General features: G+C 68.1%; 18 protein-coding genes. 6 read left to right on the top strand and 12 right to left on the bottom strand.

Translation table 11 applies throughout. The annotated features are described in order from the left end of the window. The first annotated feature begins 44 nt into the window (after positions 1-44). Together ST3T6A_RS0105690 and ST3T6A_RS0105685 are read left to right on the top strand one after the other, a co-directional pair. Complete coding sequence (locus ST3T6A_RS0105690) at positions 45-620, top strand: DUF4287 domain-containing protein (protein ID WP_019831937.1); 576 nt, start codon at positions 45-47, stop codon at positions 618-620. A gap of 106 nt (positions 621-726) precedes the next feature. Beyond that, positions 727-1,176 (top strand): carboxymuconolactone decarboxylase family protein, encoded by a 450-nt coding sequence (locus ST3T6A_RS0105685; protein ID WP_019831936.1) that lies wholly within the window; start codon positions 727-729, stop codon positions 1,174-1,176. Between the two features lie 151 nt (positions 1,177-1,327). Here ST3T6A_RS0105685 and ST3T6A_RS0105680 read toward each other — a convergent pair whose 3' ends face one another. Further along, a complete protein-coding gene (locus ST3T6A_RS0105680; protein WP_019831935.1) occupies positions 1,328-2,335 on the bottom strand; it encodes an SMP-30/gluconolactonase/LRE family protein in 1,008 nt (335 codons plus the stop codon). Beyond that, positions 2,332-3,435, bottom strand: coding sequence for a Gfo/Idh/MocA family protein (locus tag ST3T6A_RS0105675; protein WP_019831934.1), 1,104 nt, complete (start codon positions 3,433-3,435; stop codon positions 2,332-2,334). Before ST3T6A_RS0105675 ends, ST3T6A_RS0105680 begins: the two co-directional genes overlap by 4 nt. Positions 3,436-3,563: 128 nt before the next feature. Here ST3T6A_RS0105675 and ST3T6A_RS0105670 point away from each other — a divergent pair, with 128 nt between their 5' ends. Then, positions 3,564-4,031 (top strand): GreA/GreB family elongation factor, encoded by a 468-nt coding sequence (locus ST3T6A_RS0105670; protein ID WP_026359459.1) that lies wholly within the window; start codon positions 3,564-3,566, stop codon positions 4,029-4,031. Here the strand turns inward: ST3T6A_RS0105670 and ST3T6A_RS0105665 are convergent. Both ST3T6A_RS0105665 and ST3T6A_RS0105660 read right to left on the bottom strand, forming a co-directional pair. Beyond that, positions 4,028-5,320 carry an Hsp70 family protein gene (locus tag ST3T6A_RS0105665; protein ID WP_019831932.1) on the bottom strand — a complete coding sequence of 431 codons (1,293 nt, stop codon included), beginning with the start codon at positions 5,318-5,320 and terminating at the stop codon, positions 4,028-4,030. The two genes, ST3T6A_RS0105670 and ST3T6A_RS0105665, sit on opposite strands and share 4 nt — an antisense overlap. 65 nt (positions 5,321-5,385) lie before the next feature. Next, a complete protein-coding gene (locus ST3T6A_RS0105660) occupies positions 5,386-6,135 on the bottom strand; it encodes a FadR/GntR family transcriptional regulator (RefSeq protein WP_019831931.1) in 750 nt (249 codons plus the stop codon). A gap of 123 nt (positions 6,136-6,258) precedes the next feature. Between ST3T6A_RS0105660 and ST3T6A_RS0105655 the strand changes: the two genes are divergently transcribed. From ST3T6A_RS0105655 to ST3T6A_RS0105645, 3 genes are all read left to right on the top strand, one after another. Further along, on the top strand, positions 6,259-7,242 hold the full coding sequence (locus ST3T6A_RS0105655) for a quinone oxidoreductase family protein (protein WP_019831930.1): 984 nt from the start codon (positions 6,259-6,261) through the stop codon (positions 7,240-7,242). Positions 7,243-7,318: 76 nt separating this feature from the next. Next, positions 7,319-7,594, top strand: a complete 276-nt coding sequence (locus ST3T6A_RS0105650) for an HU family DNA-binding protein (protein WP_019831929.1) — start codon at positions 7,319-7,321, stop codon at positions 7,592-7,594. 2 nt (positions 7,595-7,596) lie between these two features. Further along, complete coding sequence (locus ST3T6A_RS0105645; protein WP_019831928.1) at positions 7,597-8,073, top strand: YbaK/EbsC family protein; 477 nt, start codon at positions 7,597-7,599, stop codon at positions 8,071-8,073. A 93-nt stretch (positions 8,074-8,166) separates the two neighbouring features. On the opposite strand, the gene ST3T6A_RS19405 is transcribed toward ST3T6A_RS0105645, so the two are convergent. The 8 genes from ST3T6A_RS19405 to ST3T6A_RS0105605 form a co-directional block, all read right to left on the bottom strand. Next, positions 8,167-9,615 carry an efflux transporter outer membrane subunit gene (locus tag ST3T6A_RS19405; protein ID WP_019831927.1) on the bottom strand — a complete coding sequence of 483 codons (1,449 nt, stop codon included), beginning with the start codon at positions 9,613-9,615 and terminating at the stop codon, positions 8,167-8,169. 11 nt (positions 9,616-9,626) lie between these two features. After that, positions 9,627-12,818, bottom strand: a complete 3,192-nt coding sequence (locus ST3T6A_RS0105635) for an efflux RND transporter permease subunit (protein WP_019831926.1) — start codon at positions 12,816-12,818, stop codon at positions 9,627-9,629. A 111-nt stretch (positions 12,819-12,929) separates the two neighbouring features. After that, positions 12,930-14,186: an efflux RND transporter periplasmic adaptor subunit gene (locus ST3T6A_RS0105630; RefSeq protein WP_019831925.1), complete on the bottom strand. Its 1,257-nt coding sequence runs from the start codon at positions 14,184-14,186 to the stop codon at positions 12,930-12,932. Continuing rightward, the gene (locus tag ST3T6A_RS0105625; protein ID WP_019831924.1) at positions 14,183-14,605 is read right to left on the bottom strand and encodes a hypothetical protein; all 423 of its coding nucleotides are present in this window, start codon (positions 14,603-14,605) and stop codon (positions 14,183-14,185) included. Before ST3T6A_RS0105625 ends, ST3T6A_RS0105630 begins: the two co-directional genes overlap by 4 nt. A 388-nt stretch (positions 14,606-14,993) precedes the next feature. After that, on the bottom strand, positions 14,994-15,608 hold the full coding sequence (locus ST3T6A_RS0105620; protein ID WP_019831923.1) for a TetR/AcrR family transcriptional regulator: 615 nt from the start codon (positions 15,606-15,608) through the stop codon (positions 14,994-14,996). Positions 15,609-15,715: 107 nt separating this feature from the next. Then, on the bottom strand, positions 15,716-16,759 hold the full coding sequence (gene mgrA, locus ST3T6A_RS0105615) for an L-glyceraldehyde 3-phosphate reductase (protein ID WP_019831922.1): 1,044 nt from the start codon (positions 16,757-16,759) through the stop codon (positions 15,716-15,718). Positions 16,760-16,835: 76 nt separating this feature from the next. Continuing rightward, positions 16,836-17,723, bottom strand: coding sequence for a LysR substrate-binding domain-containing protein (locus ST3T6A_RS0105610; protein ID WP_019831921.1), 888 nt, complete (start codon positions 17,721-17,723; stop codon positions 16,836-16,838). A gap of 60 nt (positions 17,724-17,783) precedes the next feature. Continuing rightward, entirely contained in the window at positions 17,784-18,497 is a 714-nt protein-coding gene (locus ST3T6A_RS0105605; RefSeq protein WP_019831920.1) for an SDR family oxidoreductase, read from the bottom strand. Positions 18,498-18,604: the final 107 nt, after the last annotated feature.

The following is an 18,604-nucleotide window of genomic DNA, read 5'->3' as shown; positions in this document are numbered from 1 at the left end:
CGCCCCCGATCGGGCGACCCTGCTTCGCCAGTGGGAGACTCGCGATGCCTGACGCCGACACGCATTCCCTCACCGAACGCCAGCGTGCCTGGTTCGCATCGCTCCGGGAGGGGCTGGAGCGGGACACAGGCCGCACGCTGGATCAATGGGTCGAGATCGCCCGCACCTGCCCGGAGACGAAGCACCGCGCCCGCCTCGCCTGGTTCAAGGCCGAGCATGGGCTGGCGCAGAACCGCGCCTCGCTGGTGCTCTCCACCGCCTTCCCGCCGGAGGTCGGCTGGAACGATCCCGAGGCGCTCGCCGACACGCTCTGGAAAAGCCCCGGAGCTCGCGCGCTGCTCGATGCGGTGAAGGAAGCCATGGCGACGCTCGACGATGTCGTGACGGGGCAGCGCAAGGCGTTCACCGCCTTCTCGCGCAATTATCAGTTCGCCGCCGCGCGGCCCGATGGCGACGCCCTGATCCTCGGCCTCGCCGTGCCGCCCGAGGCGGCCGCCCAGCTCGAACCGCCAACCCGCGCGAGCTGGTCCGAAAGGCTCAAGAGCCAGACCCGCATCACCACGCCCGACGAGATCGCGCCGCTGATCCCCGCCATCCGCCGCGCCTGGCAGGAGTCCTGACGCCGCTTTTTGTCGAGATGGTTCAATATTTCACGACATTCTTGGTGCTTTTTCCCGGCGCGTCAAACGCAGACAAGGCGCCATCCCCATTGAAAAGGACCGATCGATGTCGCAGCGCATGGACTACAACAAGGCTACCCCCGCCGGCATGAAGGCGCTGGGCGGCGTCTATGGCCATATCCTGCACAGCGGCCTGCCGGGCGCGCTCATCGATCTCGTCTATCTGCGCGTGAGCCAGATCAACGGCTGCGCCTTCTGCATCGACATGCACAGCCGCGACCTCCTCAAGGGCGGCATGGCGGTCGAGAAGATGGTGCTCGTCCCGGCATGGCGCGAGGGCGGCAAGCTGTTCGACGAGAAGGAGTGCGCCGCGCTCGCCTGGGCCGAGAGCGTCACCAACGTCTCGACCACCGGCGTGCCGGATGCCGACTATCAGGCGGCCGCCGCGGTGTTCAGCGAGACCGAGCTTGCCGACCTCACCATCGCGATCGGCCTGATGAATGCCTATAACCGCATGGCGATCAGCTTCCGTGCGACCCCGGCTGCTGCCGCCTGAGAAGATCGGCGCGGCGATTGTTGCGGCTCGCGCAACACTGATGTGTTCGCAATGACGCTAGTTGATCGCCGCGCTCTTCTTTAAGGGAGGCCGCACGCACCCGCCCGGCCCTGCCCCCCTCCCCGCCGGGCGGGTGCAACGCTTCCCGATCTCAGGCCTTCCAGCCGTTCAGCTTGAGCGGCAGACGCAGGATGCGATCCGACGACGCCATATAGAGCGTCGAGCCGTCGTCCCCGAACGCGCAGTTGGCGATGGGCATCCCGTCCTCGATCACGCCCAGTCGCTCGCCCTCGGGGGTGAGCACCCACATGCCGCCCGGTGACGAGCAGAAGAGCGTCCCGTCGGCCGCCACCTTCATCCCGTCCGGATTGCCCGGCCCCGGCATCGCGGACGCGTCGAGGAAGACGCGTGAACCAGTCGGCATTCCCCTGGCGTCGAGATCATAGACCATGATCCGGCGCGCCTTCTCGTCTGACACCGAGACGTAGAGCCTCTTTTCGTCCGGCGACATGGCGATGCCGTTGGGGCGCGTCAGGCTGCCGTCGAGCAGCACAGCCTCGCCGCCTTCGGTCCAGCGATAGACGCCGTTGTGGGGCAGCTCCTTGGCGGGCGAGTCGTCGCCATTGAGCAGGCCGTAAGGCGGATCGGTGAAGTAGATCGCGCCCGACTTCGCGACATGCATGTCGTTGGGGCTGTTGAAGCGCTTGCCCTTGTAGCGATCGACCAGCACCGTCCGCTTGCGCGTGGCCAGATCATAGCGATCGAGCGAGCGGCCGCCGGAATTGGCGATCAGCAGACGGCCCTGATGATCCATGGCCATGCCGTTGGAGCCCGCCTCACGGACGATCTTCGGGTCCGGGTTCGGCAGGCCCGACGGTTCCATGAACACCGACACGCCGCCCTTGCGCGACCATTTGCGCATGATGTTGGCCGGCGGATCGGAGAAGAGCAGATAGCCGCCCTGACGCACCCACACCGGGCCTTCGGCCCATTTGATGTTGGTGGCGATCACCTCCACCTTCGCATCCGGCGCGATGATGCGGTCGAGCTTCGGCGAGACGCGGCGAATGGAGGGCGCCACCGCTTGCGCCAAGGCAGGCGCCGCCAGAAGCGCGGCGCCAGAAGCGAGAAAAGCGCGACGGTCGAGGGAGAAGCTCACAGCTTCACCACCTGGCCGCTGGCCGCCGAACGATAGATCGCCTCGATGATCCGCAAATCCCGCAACCCTTCCTCGCCCGGCACGATCTGAGTCGCGCCCGTCGTCATGCAATCGGCCATATGGTCGAGCTGGGCCGCGAACATATTGGCGCCCGGCCCCGGCGGCGGCGTCACCTCATGCTCGTCGTCCTTGATGCGGACGCGCATCTTCTGGTCGCGATAGCTGGTCGCCGGCTCCAGATCGACCCAGCCCCTGGTGCCGGTCAGCCGGATATGATTGTGGCCCGAGCTGTAGGACGACATGCACGACGCCATCGCGCCCGACGGGAAGGTCAGCGTCCACTCGATGATGTCCTCCACCTCGTGGAAGCGTGGATCGCTGCGGTCGGTGCTCTCGCGCGCGAAGACCGAGGTCGGCTCCTCGCCCGTCATGTAGCGGGCGGCCTGAAGGCTGTAGATGCCCATGTCCATCAGCGAGCCGCCGCCCGACAGCGCCTTCTTCAGGCGCCACTTGGAGGGATCGCCCTGCACGAAGCCATGTTCGGAATTGACGTAGCGCGGCTTGCCGAGCGTGCCGTCCTTCACGAGCTTGATGGCCGCCAGATTGTGCGGCTCGAAGTGGCAGCGATAGCCGATCATCAGCTTCTTGCCCGCCGCCTTGCACGCCGCGATCATCGCCTCGCACTCGGCCGAGGAGATCGCCATCGGCTTCTCGCACAGCACATGCTTGCCGGCCCTGGCGGCGCGGATCGTGTATTCCGCGTGCATCGAGTTGGGCAGGATGACGTAGACGACGTCGATATCCGGGTTGCTGCGGATGCTGTCGTAATTCTGGTAGTTGTAGATGCCGTGGTCCGGCACGCCATATTGCTGGGCGACGCGCTTGGCCTTCGCGGGATCGCCGCTCACCAGCGCGACCACCTTGCTATGCTCGCAGTTCACGAACTGCGGCAGGATCACCTCCAGCGCATAATAGCCGAGGCCGACGATCGCATAGCCCACCTTGCGGCCGGGCGCGGCGCCCATCGCGCGCGCCTCCAGCGAAGCGGCGGCGAGGCCGCCCGCAGCGATCAGCACATCCCGACGGCTCAACTCGATCATGACGCATCCTCCCGCCGGGTCTGCTGCCCGACCGGATCATGATAACGCTGTCCAATGTTAGCGCAACCGTACTGGCGGTCGCCGCCCGCCATCGCCATATCTAATCTCTTTGGTTGGGGAGAGGGACCGTGAGTGTCGCGTTTCGTCGCGAGAGCGACGATGAACATATGGAGCCGAAATTCGAGCTGCCGCTGCCGCCGGGACCTAATCTGGTCACCGAACGCGGACTGGCGCTGATTCAGGCAAAGGTGGACGAGCTGGAAGCCGCCCCCACCGAGGGCCTCAGCGAAGAGGAACGGACCCGCCTGCGCCGCGAGCTGCGCTATTGGCGCACCCGTCAGGCGACCGCGCAGCTCATGCCCGCGCCCTCCGACGACGAGGTGGCGTTCGGCTCGCGCGTGACGTTCAAGCTCAACGGCCAGAAGCGCCAGATCGATATCGTCGGCGACGACGAGGCCGAGCCCACGGCGGGCCGCCTCGCCTTCTCCGCCCCGCTCGCCCGCGCGATGATGGGCGCCTATGACGGCGAGCGCGTCGATTTCGGCGGCAAGACGGGCGCGATCGAGGTGCTCAAGACCGGCCCGATCCCGGCCTAGTTCGACCAGGCGGCGATGTCGTCCTCCTGCCCCACGAGCGCGAGCCCGTGGGCGATGGAGGTCAGCTCGCCGCCGGTCGCGATGCGGTCCGCGCCGAAGCGATCGAGGAAGATGCGCCGGATCGCCGGGATCAGCGACGAGCCGCCGGTCAGGAACACGCGATCGATCTCGCCTTCCGCGACATTCGCCGCCGCCAGCGCCTGATCGACGGTGGCGGCGATGCGCGCGACATCCTCGGCGATCCAGCCCTCGAAGTCGGTGCGCGTCACCTCGGCGTCGATGGTGAGCCCCGCGCCCGAGAAATGGAACGCGGCCTGCTCCTGCGAGGACAACGCCTTCTTGAGCCCGCCCACCGCATCATAGAGCGGATAGCCGAGTTCGTTCTCGATCAACGCGATCATGCGGCCGATGGCTTGCGGATCGACAGCGGCCTTCTGGAGCCGCGCCAGTTCCTCCATCGTCCGCCGGTTGCGCATCAGCGCGAGGCGCGACCAGTCGGCGAAATCCGCGAACCAGCTCCGCGGAATCTCCAGCTCCTTGCCGAACGAGCGATAGGAGCCGCCCTTGCCCAGCATCGGCAGGATCAGCTTGTCGACGATGCGATAGTCGAATCGGTCGCCCGCGATGCCGATACCGGCATGGCCGAGCGGCTCGCAGCGCCGCTTCGCCCCCGGCGCTGCGACACGCACCACCGAGAAGTCGCTGGTGCCGCCGCCGAAGTCCGCGACGAGGATGGTCGCCGGCGCATCCAGCCGCGAGGCGTAGCTGAAGGCCGCGCCCAGAGGCTCATAGACATAATGGATCTCGGCGCCGAAGCCCTGGAACATCGCGTCGTAGCGCGTGCGCGCCAGCGCCGGATCGGGCCGCCCGCCGGCATATTCCACCGGCCGCCCGACGATCACGCGTTCGGGCCTTTTGTCGAGCCGGCCGCCGGCATGGTCGGTGAGCTTGGAGAGGAAGAAGCGCCCCAGCTCCTCGAAGCGATAGCGCTTGTCGAACACCGAGGCCGTCTCGAAGCTGGCGCTGGCCGCGACCGACTTGAACGACTGGATGAAGCGGCTGTCCTCGGGATATTCGAGATATTCCGCGATCGCGAACGGCCCCGCCTCGACCGCGAGCCCCCCCTTCACCGCATCGTCATGCCAGAAGCAGAGCGCGGAACGGAACACCGAGTCCATCCCGCCCTCAGGCGCCGCGAAAGAGAGGAGGTCGGATGTGCCGCCTGCTGCGCCCGCAAGCGCCGCGACGCTGTTGGTGGTGCCGAAATCGAGCCCAAGGGCGGCGTGCATCTCTATCTCCGGTGGCGCGAGGGCGGGCGGCTATGCCGGGGAAGCGCCGCCTTCGCAACCCACCATCACAGCGATATGCGACGCGTGATCTCGCTGCGGCGGGCGCTGATCTCGGTGCGGGCCCGCTCCATCGCCTCCAGCTCGGTGGCGGCGAGCACATCCTCGATCACGCGGCGCAAATGGCCGTGCATCGTGGCGCGCGCCGCATGCGCGTCGCCGCTCTTCAGCGCGTCGAGGATGGCGCGATGCTCGTCGATGCGCGGGTTGATGCCGCTGCGCGCCGCCTTGGCGAACATGTGGACGCAGAGCGGCGAGCGATAGCGCAGATCCCACAGCATCTCGATCACGCCGCGAATCGCGCTGTTGTCGGTGCAGGCGGCGATCTCGACATGGAAGCGGCGATCGGCCTGCTCGGTGCGCATGTCGGGGTTGGGGCCGGACATCTCGCGCATCAGCGCCTCGAGCCGGGCGAGCTTCTCCTCGGTCATCACCGTGGCGGCGAGCGCGGCCGTCTCGCCTTCGAACAGGATGCGCGCCTCGATCAGCTCGAAGGCGCCGATGTCGAGTTCGAGCGCGGCGACCTCGGCCGGCGCGGTGTTCGTCACATAGAGGCCTGACCCGTGGCGAGCCTCGACCAGCCCGCGAATCTCGAGCGCGATCATCGCCTCGCGGATGGTCGGGCGGCTGACCGAGAATTCCTCGGCGAGGTCCCGTTCGCCCGGAAGCCGCGCTCCGGGGGCATATTGGCCACTCTCGATGGCTTCGCTGATGGCGGCGGCAACGCGCTGGTAGAGCTTCTGTCCGATGGGAGGCATGGCCAAGCTCTCCCACAAAGCACCCGGCCGCACAAGGCGAACGGGGCGACAGGCCTGACCAATATCGCGGATGGCACGATGCCCGCCCCACGCGATAAGGCGGGTGGAAGAAGGAGGCCCCTCATGGACGATTTCCGCATGATGATCCGCCGCACCGGCGGCCCCGAGGTGATCGAGCGGGAGGCCGTCACCCCCTCCGCCCCCGGCGCGGGCGAGGTGCGCGTGCGCCATCGCGCGATCGGGCTCAACTTCATCGACACCTATCGGCGCTCGGGCCTCTATCCGGTCGACCTGCCGGCCGGGCTCGGATCGGAGGCGGCCGGCGTGATCGAGGCGGTCGGCGACGGAGTCGAGGGCTTCGCGGCGGGCGATCGGGTCGCCTATGCCACCGGGCCGGTCGGCGCCTATGCGACGGTCAGGACGATGCCGGCGAAGGAGCTGGCCCACCTCCCCGACGATATCGACGACGAGACGGCCGCCTCCGCGATGCTCAAGGGCATGACCGCCGCCTTCCTGATCGAGCAATGCGCGAAGGTGCGGCCCGGCGACGCGGTGCTGGTCCATGCGGCGGCGGGCGGCGTGGGATCGATTCTCGTCCAGTGGCTGAAGGCCATCGGCGCGACCGCCATCGCCCACGCCGGATCGGCGGAGAAGGCCTCCCAGGCCAGGGCGCTGGGCGCCGCGCACGCCCTCTCCTGCCCGATGGACGCGCTGGCCGCCGAAGTCCGTGCGCTGACCGGCGGGCGCGGCGTGCCAGTGGTGCTGGACGGCGTCGGCAAGGCGAGCTGGGAGGCCTCGCTCGGCTCGGTGGCGCGGCGCGGGCTGATCGTCACCTATGGCAATGCCAGCGGCCCGGTGCCGCCCTTCGACGCGCTGACGCTGATGAAGGCGGGCTCCATCTTCGTCACCCGGCCGACGATGGGGGACTATATGCAGACGCCCGATGAGGCCCGCGCGCTGGCCGATCGGCTGTTCGCAATGATCCGCGGCGGAATCGCCATTCCGGTCGGCCAGAGGCTCGCTTTGAGCGACGCGGCGGAGGCCCACAGACGCCTCGAAGCCCGCCAGACGACGGGCGCGACGGTCCTTCTGCCCCAGAATTCGTGAAAAAGCGCGGAAACGCTGGACCTTCTTCATTTTGAACGGCTATGACCCGCGTCTCGTAAAGGAGGAGACGAGTTCCATGAACAACACTGAGCTCGCCGAGCAGATCGCTGCCGGCCACGGCCTGTCGAAGGCGGACGCCCGCAAGGTCGTCGACGCCGTTTTCGCCGCCATCACCGACGCCGCCGCCAAGGGCACCGAAGTTTCGATCAGCGGCTTCGGCAAGTTCAAGGTCAAGGACAGCCCCGCCCGTGAAGGCCGCAACCCGGCGACCGGCGAAGCGATGACCATCGCGGCGTCCCGCAAGCTCGGCTTCGCCCCGGCGAAGGCCGTGAAGGACAAGCTCAACGCCTGATCGTGAGCCTTGATTCGGTCCGCGCCTTCCTTGCGGGGAAGGCGCCGGATATCGCGATCATCGATCAGGGCGCCAGCACCGCCACGGTTTCCGAGGCGGCGCAGGCGCTGGGAGTCGAGCCAGGGCAGATCGCCAAGACGCTGTCGATCCGCATCGGCGATGCCGTCATGCTGATCGTCGCGCGCGGCGATGCCCGGCTCGACAACCGCAAGACCAAGGATGTCCTCGGCGGTCGCCCCCGGATGCTGGGGGCCGAGGAAGTGGAAGCGCTGACAGGCCATCCCGTCGGCGGCGTATGCCCCTTCGGGCTCGCCACGCCGCTTCCCGTCTATTGCGACATCTCTCTCAAGGATTTCGGCGAGGTCTATCCCGCCGCCGGATCGCGCACCAGCTCGGTGCGCCTCACACCCGATCGCCTGGCCACGCTGGTGGACGCGACATGGGTGGATATCTGCTCGCTGCCGGTCGAGGCGCTGTAGAAAACCCAGCGCGAACGAAGCCGGTTTAACGCGCGAAGCTACTCGAACGGAAAGGTGCCCCTCCCCCGAAATCGAGGGAGGGGATCGAAAACATCAGGATGCCGGCTTCTCCGCCTTCGCCTGAGCCACCTGCGGCGCCTGCTGCCAGCCGCCACCCAGCGCCCGGAACAGATCGACCTGCGCGAAGGCGATGCGCGCATCCGACGCCGCCAGATCGGCCTGCGCGTCCGCCAGCGTGCGCTGGGCGTCGAGCACCGTCAGGAAGTCGGTCGTGCCCTCCTTCTGGCGGGCGAGGACGACGTTCGCCGCCCGCTGCGCCTCGTCGCGCGCCGCGACCAGCGCCTGATGGCGGTCGATCTCGTGCGCATAGCCCGAAAGCGCCGTCTCGGTTTCCTGCAACGCCGTCAGCACCGTGCCGTCGAAGGTGGCGAGCGAGGCCTTGGTGTCGGCCTTGGCGCCCGCGATCTTGGCGCGGGTGGCGGCGATGTTCGGGAAATTCCAGCTGATCAGCGGACCCGCCAGCCAGCGGAACGGGCCGCCGGTGAACACGTCCGAGAGGCCGGCGCTGGTCTGCCCGATCTGCCCGCCCAGCGAAATGTGCGGGTAGAGATCGGAGGTCGCGACGCCGATCCGCGCCGTATCCGCCGCGAGCCTGCGCTCGGCCGCGCGCACGTCGGGGCGGCGCGCGATCAGCGCCGCGCCGTCGCCAACCGGGATCGGCTGGGCGATCTTCGGCAGCACGGTCGCGTCGCGGATCGTCTGCGGGAGATCCTGCGGCGTGCGGCCGGTCAGCGTCGCCAGCCGGAACAGCGCGGCGTCACGCTCGGCCTCCAGCGGGGCGACGTCCGCCTTGCGCTGGTCGCGCAGCGCGGTGATGCGGATCAGGTCGAGCTTCTCCGACCGCCCGGCCTCGACCCTCGCCGCCGTGACGCGCGCCGACTTGTCGAGCAGCGTCACGGTGTCGTTGGCAACCGCGATCTGCTGGGCCGACGCGGTGGCATCGGCATAGGCACGCACGGTGTCGGCGACGACCGCCACCATCACCGCGTCGCGATCCGCCTCGGCCGCCTGCCAGTCGCCCCGCGCCGCCTCGACGCTGCGCTTCACGCGGCCGAACAGATCGACCTCGTAGGACACGTTGAGCCCGGTATCGAGGCTCCATTCCTCGCGCTTGGTGCCGGGGAAGACTTCATAGCCCGGCACGCGCTGATAGGTGGTGGACGCGCTGATCTGCGTCTGCGGCAGGCGATCCGACTTGGCGCCACGCAGGTTCGCCCGCGCCTTCTCCAGATGCGCCACCGCCACGCGAAGGTCCGTGTTGGCGGAGAGCGCATCGGCGATCAGGCCGTTGAGGACAGGATCATTGTAGAGATGCCACCACTGGTCATCGGCCCCGGCGGCGGCGTCCACCGCCACGTTGGCCCCGCCGATGAAGGGCTTGGCCGCGCTCGCCGCCGTCTGGGGCCGGTGATAATCCGGCCCCGCCGCGCAGGCGGTCAGCGTCGTGCTGGCGAGCAGCAGGGTGAGAAGAGTCTTCGTCATGGGTCGAAACCTCATTCGGCCGGCTGGAGGACGGGAGCGGCCTCGTCCCCGCCACGACGGCGGCGACGCGACAGCCGGTCACCCAGCGCACGGCACACGACATAGAAGGTCGGCGTGAAGAGCAGGCCGAAGCCGGTCACACCCGCCATCCCGAAGAACACCGCGGTGCCCAGCGCCTGCCGAAGCTCGGCGCCCGCCCCCTTCGCGATCACCAGCGGCACGGCGCCGAGGATGAAGGCGAAGCTGGTCATCAGGATCGGGCGCAGACGGGTCCGCGCCGCCTGAACGGCCGCATCGATCGGGGAGAGGCCGTCCCGCTCCTCCGCCTGCTTGGCGAACTCCACCACGAGGATCGAGTTCTTGGCGGCGAGCGCGATCAGCACCACGAGGCCGATCTGGGTCAGGACGTTATTGTCCATCCCCCGCAGGTTCACGCCGGCCATGGCAGCCAGCAGGCACATCGGCACGATCAGGATGATCGAGAGCGGCAGCGTCAGGCTCTCATACTGGGCAGCCAGCACGAGGAACACGAACAGCGTGCCCATGGCGAAGACGAGGCCCGCCGTGTTGCCGGCCGTCTTCTGCTGGTACGCGATGCCCGTCCACTCATGGTCGTAGCCTGCCGGGAGCGCGTCGCCGAGCTTCTCCATCACCTGGAGCGAGTGGCCCGTCGAGTAGCCCGGCGCGGTGTCGCCATCGACCTCGACCGCCGGCATCAGGTTGTAACGCACCACGCGATACGGCCCGTTCTTGTCCTTGAAGGTCGAGACGGCGCCGATCGGCACCATCGCACCCGAGTCCGAGCGGGTCTTGAGGTTGGCGATGTCCGCCACCGTGTTGCGGAAGGGCGCGTCAGCCTGTGCGGTCACATGGAAGGTGCGGCCGAGCAGGTTGAAGTCGTTGATGAACGCCGAGCCCAGATAATCCTGAAGCGTCTCGAACACGCGCTCCGGCGGCACGCCCAGCAGGGCGGCCTTGCGGCGATCCACGTCGGCGAAGATGCGTGGCGTGCCCGTCTCGAAGAAGGTGTAGATCTGCTTCAGGCCTTCGGTCTTGTTGGCCTTGCCGATGAGATCGGCCGAGACCTTGGCGAGATCGCCATAGGAGCGGCCTTCCCGGTCCTCGACCATCATGCGATAGCCGCCGGCCGAGCCGATGCCCTGCACGAGCGGCGGCGGCACCAGCAGCACGCGCGCCTTGTCATAGCCCGCAACCGCCTTGTTCGCCTGATCCATGATACCGGCGTAGGTGGCGCCTTCGGCCTTGCGTTCGTCGAACGTCTTGAAGGGGAAGTAGATGGCGGCCGAGTTGGGGGCGGCCGTCTGCGACGGGCCGTCGAAGCCGGCGAACATCACCGCGCCGCGCAGGCCCTTGATGGGCAGGATCTTCTGCGCGATCTCGCGCGTCACCGCGTCCGTCCGCTCGAGCGAGGAGCCCGAGGGAAGCTGCACGATGGCGAGGAAATAGCCCTGATCCTGCGCCGGGATGAAGCCGCCCGGCGTGATCCAGAACAGCCCCAGCGTCGCCGCGATCAGCGCGGCATAGGCGGCCAGCATCTTCTTCGGCTGCTGCACCAGGAAGTGCGTCAACCGCGCATAGCCGTCGCCCAGGCGATCGAAGCCGCGGTTGAACTTCTCCGCGAAGGTCCGCCCGGCGCGCTGGAAGACGTTGCCGCCTTCCGTGGCCCCGTGCTGGTTCTTGGCCTTGAGCAGCATCCCCGCCAGCGCCGGCGACAGCGTCAGCGACAGGATCAGCGAGAAGACGGTGGCCGACGAGATCGTCACCGCGAACTGCTTATAGAAGGCGCCCGAAAGGCCGGTGAGGAACAGCGTCGGCACGAACACGGCGCAGAGCACCAGCACGATGGCGACGAGCGCCGTCGACACCTCGTCCATGGAGACGCGGGACGCCTCCTTGGGCGAGAGCCCATGCTCGATGTTGCGTTCGACATTCTCGACCACGACGATCGCGTCGTCGACGACGATGCCGATGGCGAGGACGAGGCCGAACAGCGACAGCGTGTTGAGCGAATAGCCCACGCCCGCCAGCACCGCGAAGCTGCCGATCAGCGACACCGGGATGGCGATCACCGGGATCACCGCCGCACGCCAGTTCTGGAGGAAGACGAGGATCACGATCACCACGAGGATCACCGCCTCGCCGAGCGTGTGGTACACGGCATCGATCGACTGGCTGATGAACTCGGTCGGGTTGTAGATGACCTTGTATTCCAGGCCCTTGGGGAAGCGGGCACCGAGCTTCTTCATCTCGGCGCTGATCGCGATCGCGGACGAGAGCGCATTGCCGCCCGGCCGCTGCATCGCCGCGACGATCACCGACGGCTTGCCCGAAAGGTAAGCGTTGGTGCCGTAGTCGGCCGCGCCCAGCTCGACCCGGCCGATGTCGGAGACGCGCACCTGGCGGCCGTCCGGATCGGTGCGGATCACGATGTTGGCGAACTGCTGCGGATCGGTGAGGCGGCCCTGCGTCTCGATGCCGATCTGGAAGGCGTCATGCGTGTTGTAGGGCGGCGCGCCGATCGAGCCGGCGGCGACCTGCACGTTCTGCGCACGCAGCGCGGAGACGATCTCGTCCGCCGTCAGGTTGAGCGCGGCGGCGCGGCCCGGATCGATCCAGATGCGCATCGCATAGTCGCGCGCGCCGAAGATCGTCACGTCGCCGACGCCGTCGATACGCGACAGGCGGTCGCGCACCTGCGTGAGCGCATAGTTGGAGATGTAATCCGGCCCATAGGTGCCGTCCGGCGACTGGATGTTGATCGCCATCAGGAAGTTGGGCGAGGTCTTGCGCGTCACCACGCCCAGGCGCTGCACCTCTTCGGGCAGGCGCGGAAGCGCCACCGCGACGCGGTTCTGCACCAGCACCTGCGCGCTATCGAGGTTGGTGCCGATCTTAAAGGTGACGGTGATCGTCACCTTGCCGTCGCCGGTCGACTGCGACGACATGTAGAGCATGTCATCGACGCCGTTGATCTCCTGCTCGATCGGCGCGGCGATCGTCTCGGCGACCGTCTCGGCGGACGCGCCGGGATAGTTGGCGGCGACCGTCACGGTCGGCGGCACGATGTCGGGATATTGCGAAACGGGAAGCCCGAAATAGGCCAGCCCGCCGACCACCGTGATGAGCACGGCGATCACCGCCGCGAAGATCGGGCGATCGATGAAGAAGCGAGAGAGACGCATGACGTCATCCTTGCTGAAAGGGGGTGATCCCCGGCCGGAGGGGGGAAAAGGGGCCGGGGATCTTGGGGCAGCCTGGGAAAGCACCGCCCCAAAGCGAATGTCGGTTCGGCCTTACCGGGCGAAGGTCGCCTGCGCGGGGACGGGCGTCTCGGCATGGGGCGCATCGTCGGTGGCGTCGGGCGCGATCGTGCCGTTGTGCGGCGCGACCTTGGTGCCGGGGATCGCCCCCTGCATGCCCGCGATCACCACCCGGTCTCCGGGCGTCAGCCCCGAGCGGATGATGCGCAGCCCGTCGATCACCGCGCCGAGCGTCACCGGCTTGGCGACGACGCTGTCATCCTTGTCCACGACGAGCACGGTCTTGCGCGCCTGATCGGTCTGGATCGAGGCGTCGGGCACGAGCAGCGCGTGCGTCGTGCCGCCGGTGGCGAGACGCATGTTGCCGAACATGCCCGGCGTCAGGAACGAGCCCGGGTTGGCGAGCGTCGCGCGGCCGCGGATCGTGCCGGAGCGCGGATCGAGGCCGTTGTCCGTGAAGTCCAGCGTGCCGGTCCACTTGTAGGCCGCTTCGTCCTGAAGACGGATCTGCACGGCGGTGGCGGGCTTGCCTTCCCTCTTGGCGCGCTGCGTCTTGAGGAAGAGCGCTTCGGAAGCGTCGAACGAGAAATAGATCGGGTCGAGCGCGTTGATGGTGGTCAGCAGCGTGGCCGACGTCCCCTCCCCGCCGACGACGAGATTGCCGGTGTCGACGCGGCGATCGGAGATGCGGCCGGAGACCGGGGCCCGCACCTCAGTCCACTCCACATCCAGCGATCGCTCGCGCAGGCGCGCCTGCGCGCCGGCCAGCGCGGCTTCCGCCGACTGGACCTTCGAGCGCAGCGAGTCGATCTCACCCGCCGAGACCGCGTCGTCACCGCTCAGGCGGTTGGCGCGGGCGAGGTCCGAGCGGGCGAGCGTCAGCGCGCTCTGGGCGCTGGCGACGCTGGCGCGGGCCTCGGCCTGCGCAGCGAGGAAAGGACGCTGATCGATGGTGAAGAGGATCTGGCCCTGCTTCACGACGTCACCGTCCTTGAATTGGCGCTGCACCACCTGCCCCGAGACGCGCGGACGCACCTCGACCGACTGGCTGGCGACGAAGCGGCCGACATAATCGTCCCACTCGGTCACGTCGCGCGCGAGCGGGGTGGCGACCGTCACGTCGGCGGGCGGCATCGCGGCCGGCGCAGCCGCGCCGTGATGCATCACCTTGAAGCCGGCGAAGGCGATCAGCGCCAGCGGCACCGCCACAAGGGCGCGCCGCTGCCATCGGCCTTCGCTGGCGGGCGCGTCGATGCGCTCGTCCTGGTCTACGCGTGTAAGCATGTTCATGCCGAAGCCCTCCCGGTGCGGCTGGATCGGCCGGCGGCAATGCTCGCCAGCATCAGTTCAAGTTGATCGAGGTTGAAACCGGCGGCCTTGAAGGCGTGGATCGCGGAGTTGGGCACCGCATAGCCATTGTGCCACGCCTGCACAGCGAGCCGGCGAAGCGCCTCCAGCCGCGGATCGGCGAGCTGACGGGCCACGCCGCCGCCGAACAGCCACGCCGAGAGGCGCGCGAGCCGCGTTGGTTCATGCAGGCTGGACATCCGGTCGCGCCGAGCGAGCAGGATCACGTCCCACTCCTGCTCGGTGAAACCGACCATCTCGCCCGGAACCGGATCGGCGACGGGACGAGAACCGGTGAAGGACACCGGAAACAAAGGCTGGGCCGTCGCTGCGACCGGCTCCCGCATATCGAGAAATGCCATGACGTTTCCCTTTGGGCACATGGCCGCGCGCAAGGAATCGCAGCCGAAAGCCGCGCCTCGTCGTAGCCATGGGGATGCACGAAACCGCCCTGCGAACCGCGCGAAACGGCCCGCACCAAGCGGCTGTCAATCGGATTGGCGCGCGCCGAGCCGGCGGAGGCGCCCGATCAATCAGCGGACGAGATTCGCTCCGTCCACCCGATCAATCGAAGAAACGAAAGCGCGACACCAGTCCGCGCCACGCACAAATTATTTGCCGTAATGGAGCATACACCAAGCTCCCCATCTGCCTGCCGCTAATGGCCTGACGCCATTCCATACTGTTAGGTATATAATGCGGTGCAGCGAGAGTCGTCAACCTATTTCTATACCGCTTAGTAGATTTGGTCTAGCGGCTTGGCCACACCATCATCGCGGTATCGACCAGCTTGCCCAGATCCGCGCAGGAAACGCCGCCGCTGGCCTGCACCGTCATGCCCTGGATGACGGCGCTGAGATAACGGGCCAGCGCCGCCGGCTCGATATGATCGGGCAGCTCGCCTTCGTCGCGCGCGCGCTCGAATCGCTGGATCAGCGCTGCTTCGGACGAGGCCCGCCGCGCGATCACCTCGGCCTTGATCGACTCGGCCTCGGCCCCGCAGGCGACGCTGGAGATGACGCCCAGACAGCCCTTGGGATCATTGTTGTTCATCTGCATGGCGAGCGCGCCGCGCAGCAGCCGCTCAGCCACCTCGCGCGCGGTCGGCGCGTCGAGTGCGGTCGCCATATAAGCGAGCTTTTCCTGCTCGTAGAGGTCGAGCGCCTTGCGGAACAGGGATTCCTTGTTGCCATAGCAGGCGTAGAGGCTGGGGCGCGTGATGCCCATCGCCTCGGTCAGCTCGGTGAGCGAGGCGCCCTCATAGCCGCGCAGCCAGAAGACGCGCAGCGCGGCCGCAAGGGCCTCCCCCGCGTCGAATTCACGCGGCCGGCCCCGAGGCACAGCGGCGGTGACAGTGCTTTCCATACCGATCGATATAGTGAGTTACCACGGATTCGTCCACCTAGACTCTCGGTGGGGCTGCCGGCCGGGAGCCTCCGGTCATCGCCGAAAGCTCCCTGCCCTTACGGCATTCAGGCCTTCTCGATCGTCGAGGAGACCTTCCACAGGTCGATCTTGCCCTCGGTGGCGTGGGTATCGATCTCCGCCAGTTCCTCCGCCGTGAAGGCGAGGTTCTTCACCGCGTCGAGCGAGTCGTCGAGCTGGGCAACCGTGCGCGCGCCGATCAGCGCGGAGGTGACGCGCTTGTCGCGCAGCACCCAGGCGATCGCCATCTGGGCGAGCGTCTGGCCGCGCCGCTTCGCGATCTCGTTCAGCGCGCGGATGCGGGCGATATTGTCATCGCTCAGCAGCTTGCCGCCGAGCGAGGAGCCACCCTTGGCCGCGCGCGCATCCTCGGGCACGCCGTTGAGGTACTTGCTCGTCAGCATCCCCTGCGCCAGCGGCGAGAAGGCGATGCAGCCGGTGCCCAGCTCCTCCAGCGTGTCGAGCAGCCCTTCCTCGATCCAGCGGTTGAGCATCGAATAGCTCGGCTGGTGGATGAAGAGCGGCACGCGCTCCTCGGCGAGGATGGCGGCGGCCTTGCGGGTCAGCTCGGGCGAGTAGCTGGAGATGCCGACATAGAGCGCCTTGCCCTGCCGGTGGATCTGGGTGAGCGCGCGCATCGTCTCTTCGAGCGGCGTCTCGGGATCGACGCGGTGCGAGTAGAAGATGTCGACATAATCGACGCCCATCCGCTTCAGCGACTGGTCGAGGCTGGCGATGAGATATTTCCGGCTGCCGCCGATGCCGCCATAGGGCCCCGGCCACATGTCCCAGCCCGCCTTGGTCGAGATGATGAGTTCGTCGCGGTGGGCGGCGAAGTCGGTCGCCATCACGCGGCCGAAATTCTCCTCGGCCGAGCCGTAGGGCGGGCCGTAATTGTTGGCGAGGTCGAAATGGGTCACGCCCCGGTCGAAGGCGCGGCGCAGCATGGCGCGGCCGGTCTCGAACACGTCCGCCCCGCCGAAATTCTGCCAGAGGCCGAGCGAGATGGCGGGAAGGTCGATGCCGCTGCGGCCGGTGCGGCGATAGGGCATCTGGCCGTCATAGCGGTTGGCGGCGGCGGTGTAGGTCATCACGGCTCCTGATGCTCCGAGGGGGTGTTCGCGGCGCCTCTTGCCACCGCGCGGGCGCGAGTTCCAGCGCTGTCGGTCAGGCGGCGAGCGACAATGCCGCCCCCCCGATCAGCCCATCCGCAAGGAAGGCGGACAGCTCGCGGACCAGCGAACCGGCCGGCCCGTCCTCCCCCACCACCGTCATCTCGGCGACGGGCAGCGCAGGCCAACGATCGCCGCGTAAGGTGCGGACGCCCTCATGCAGGAAGGATTCGCCCAGCGCCGTCACACCCATCCCCGCCATGAGCGCCGCCTGGAGCCCGGCGAGGCTGCTCGCGGTGCAGGCCGTCACCCAGTCGCGCCGCACCCGGTCGAGCGCGTCGGTCATCGCCGCGCGATAGGTGCAGGGCGGCCGCATCACCACGAGGCGGAGCGGCTGGTTCGGGTCCGGCTCATGATCCGCCGCCGCGATCCAGACGAGCGGCTCGCGCCACAGCACCCGCCCGCCCCGCGCCGGGGCATCCGGCTGGCTCAGCGCCACCACCGCGTCGAGCTTGCCGTCCTTGTGGCGGGCAAGCAGCTCGGCGCTGAGCCCGGTCGACAGCTCCAGATGCACCGACGGATGCAACGCGAAGAAGCGCGAGAGCAGCCTCGGCAACTGCGTCGGCACCAGATTCTCGGAAATACCGAGCCGGAGCGTCCCGATCTCGCTCGGCCGGCGCAGGCTGCGCAGGAAGTCGTCGTTCAGCGCCAGCATCTGCCGCGCCACCACGAGCAGCCGCTCGCCGTCGGGCGTGAGGCGCAGCGACCGGCTGGTGCGCGCAAAGACGCTGCGCTCCAGCATCTCCTCCAGCCTTATCACCTTCTGGCTCACCGCCGATTGCGAGCGGCCGATCACCTCGGCGGCGGCGGTGAAACTGCCCGTCTCCGCCACCGCGACGAAGGCGCGCAGCAGATCGGTATCGAGGAGGGGCTCGGCCGGCATCCAGTTGCCTCGCAAATGGGTTGCCACCGATCTATGCCCCTCCCCGATCGATCGCAAGGATCAGGCCGCCTTGCCCACCGAAGCGCCGCCATCGACGAACAACGTCTGCCCGGTGGTGAAGCCCGCTTCCTCCGAGAGGAAATAGGCGATGGCGGCGGCCAGTTCGTCCGGCCGGCCGAGGCGGCCCATCGGCACCATCGAGAGGAAGCGCTTTTCCGCCTCGCTGCCCTGCGGCGTGTTCTGGCGGAACAGCTCGGTCTCCACCGGGCCGGGCGCGACGCCGTTGACGGTGACGCCGGTGCCCGCCAGCTCCAGCGCCCAGGTGCGCGTCATGCTGTTGATCGCGGCCTTGGCGGCGGCATAGGCGGTGCGGTCCCGCCAGCCGAGCGACACGAGGCTGGAGATGTTGACGATCCGCCCCCAGCCGCGCGCCTTCATGCCGGGCAGCAGCGCGTTCACGGTCTGCACGGTCGGGTGGATGTTGGTGCGGAAGATGTCGTCCACGTCGGCGAGGTCGATCGCGCCGACCTGATGCATCCGCGCGAGGCCGACATTGTTGACCACGCCGTCGAAGGCATGGTGCTCGGCGAGGTCGGTCAGCGCCTTGCCGGTCGCCTCGCGATCGCTGAGGTCGATCGAGACGAGCGTGCCGGGGAAGCTCGCGTCCGCGCCGCGCGCGATGCCGACGATGCTGTGGCCGGCCGCCGCCAGCCGCTCGGAAAGCGCGCGGCCGATGCCCTTGCTCGCGCCGGTGATGAGGAAAGTACGGGCCATGATTCCAGTCCTGCGTTGCCGCCGGACCAGCCCGGCTCAAGGGCAGGACATGCGTCCGCGGCCCGCAACAGGGAAACGCATAGTTCTTATATCATCCAGCAGCCATG

This window comes from Sphingomonas sp. PR090111-T3T-6A (assembly GCF_000383095.1).
Lineage (GTDB): Bacteria > Pseudomonadota > Alphaproteobacteria > Sphingomonadales > Sphingomonadaceae > Solisphingomonas.
This window is presented reverse-complemented; position numbering and strand designations above follow the sequence as displayed.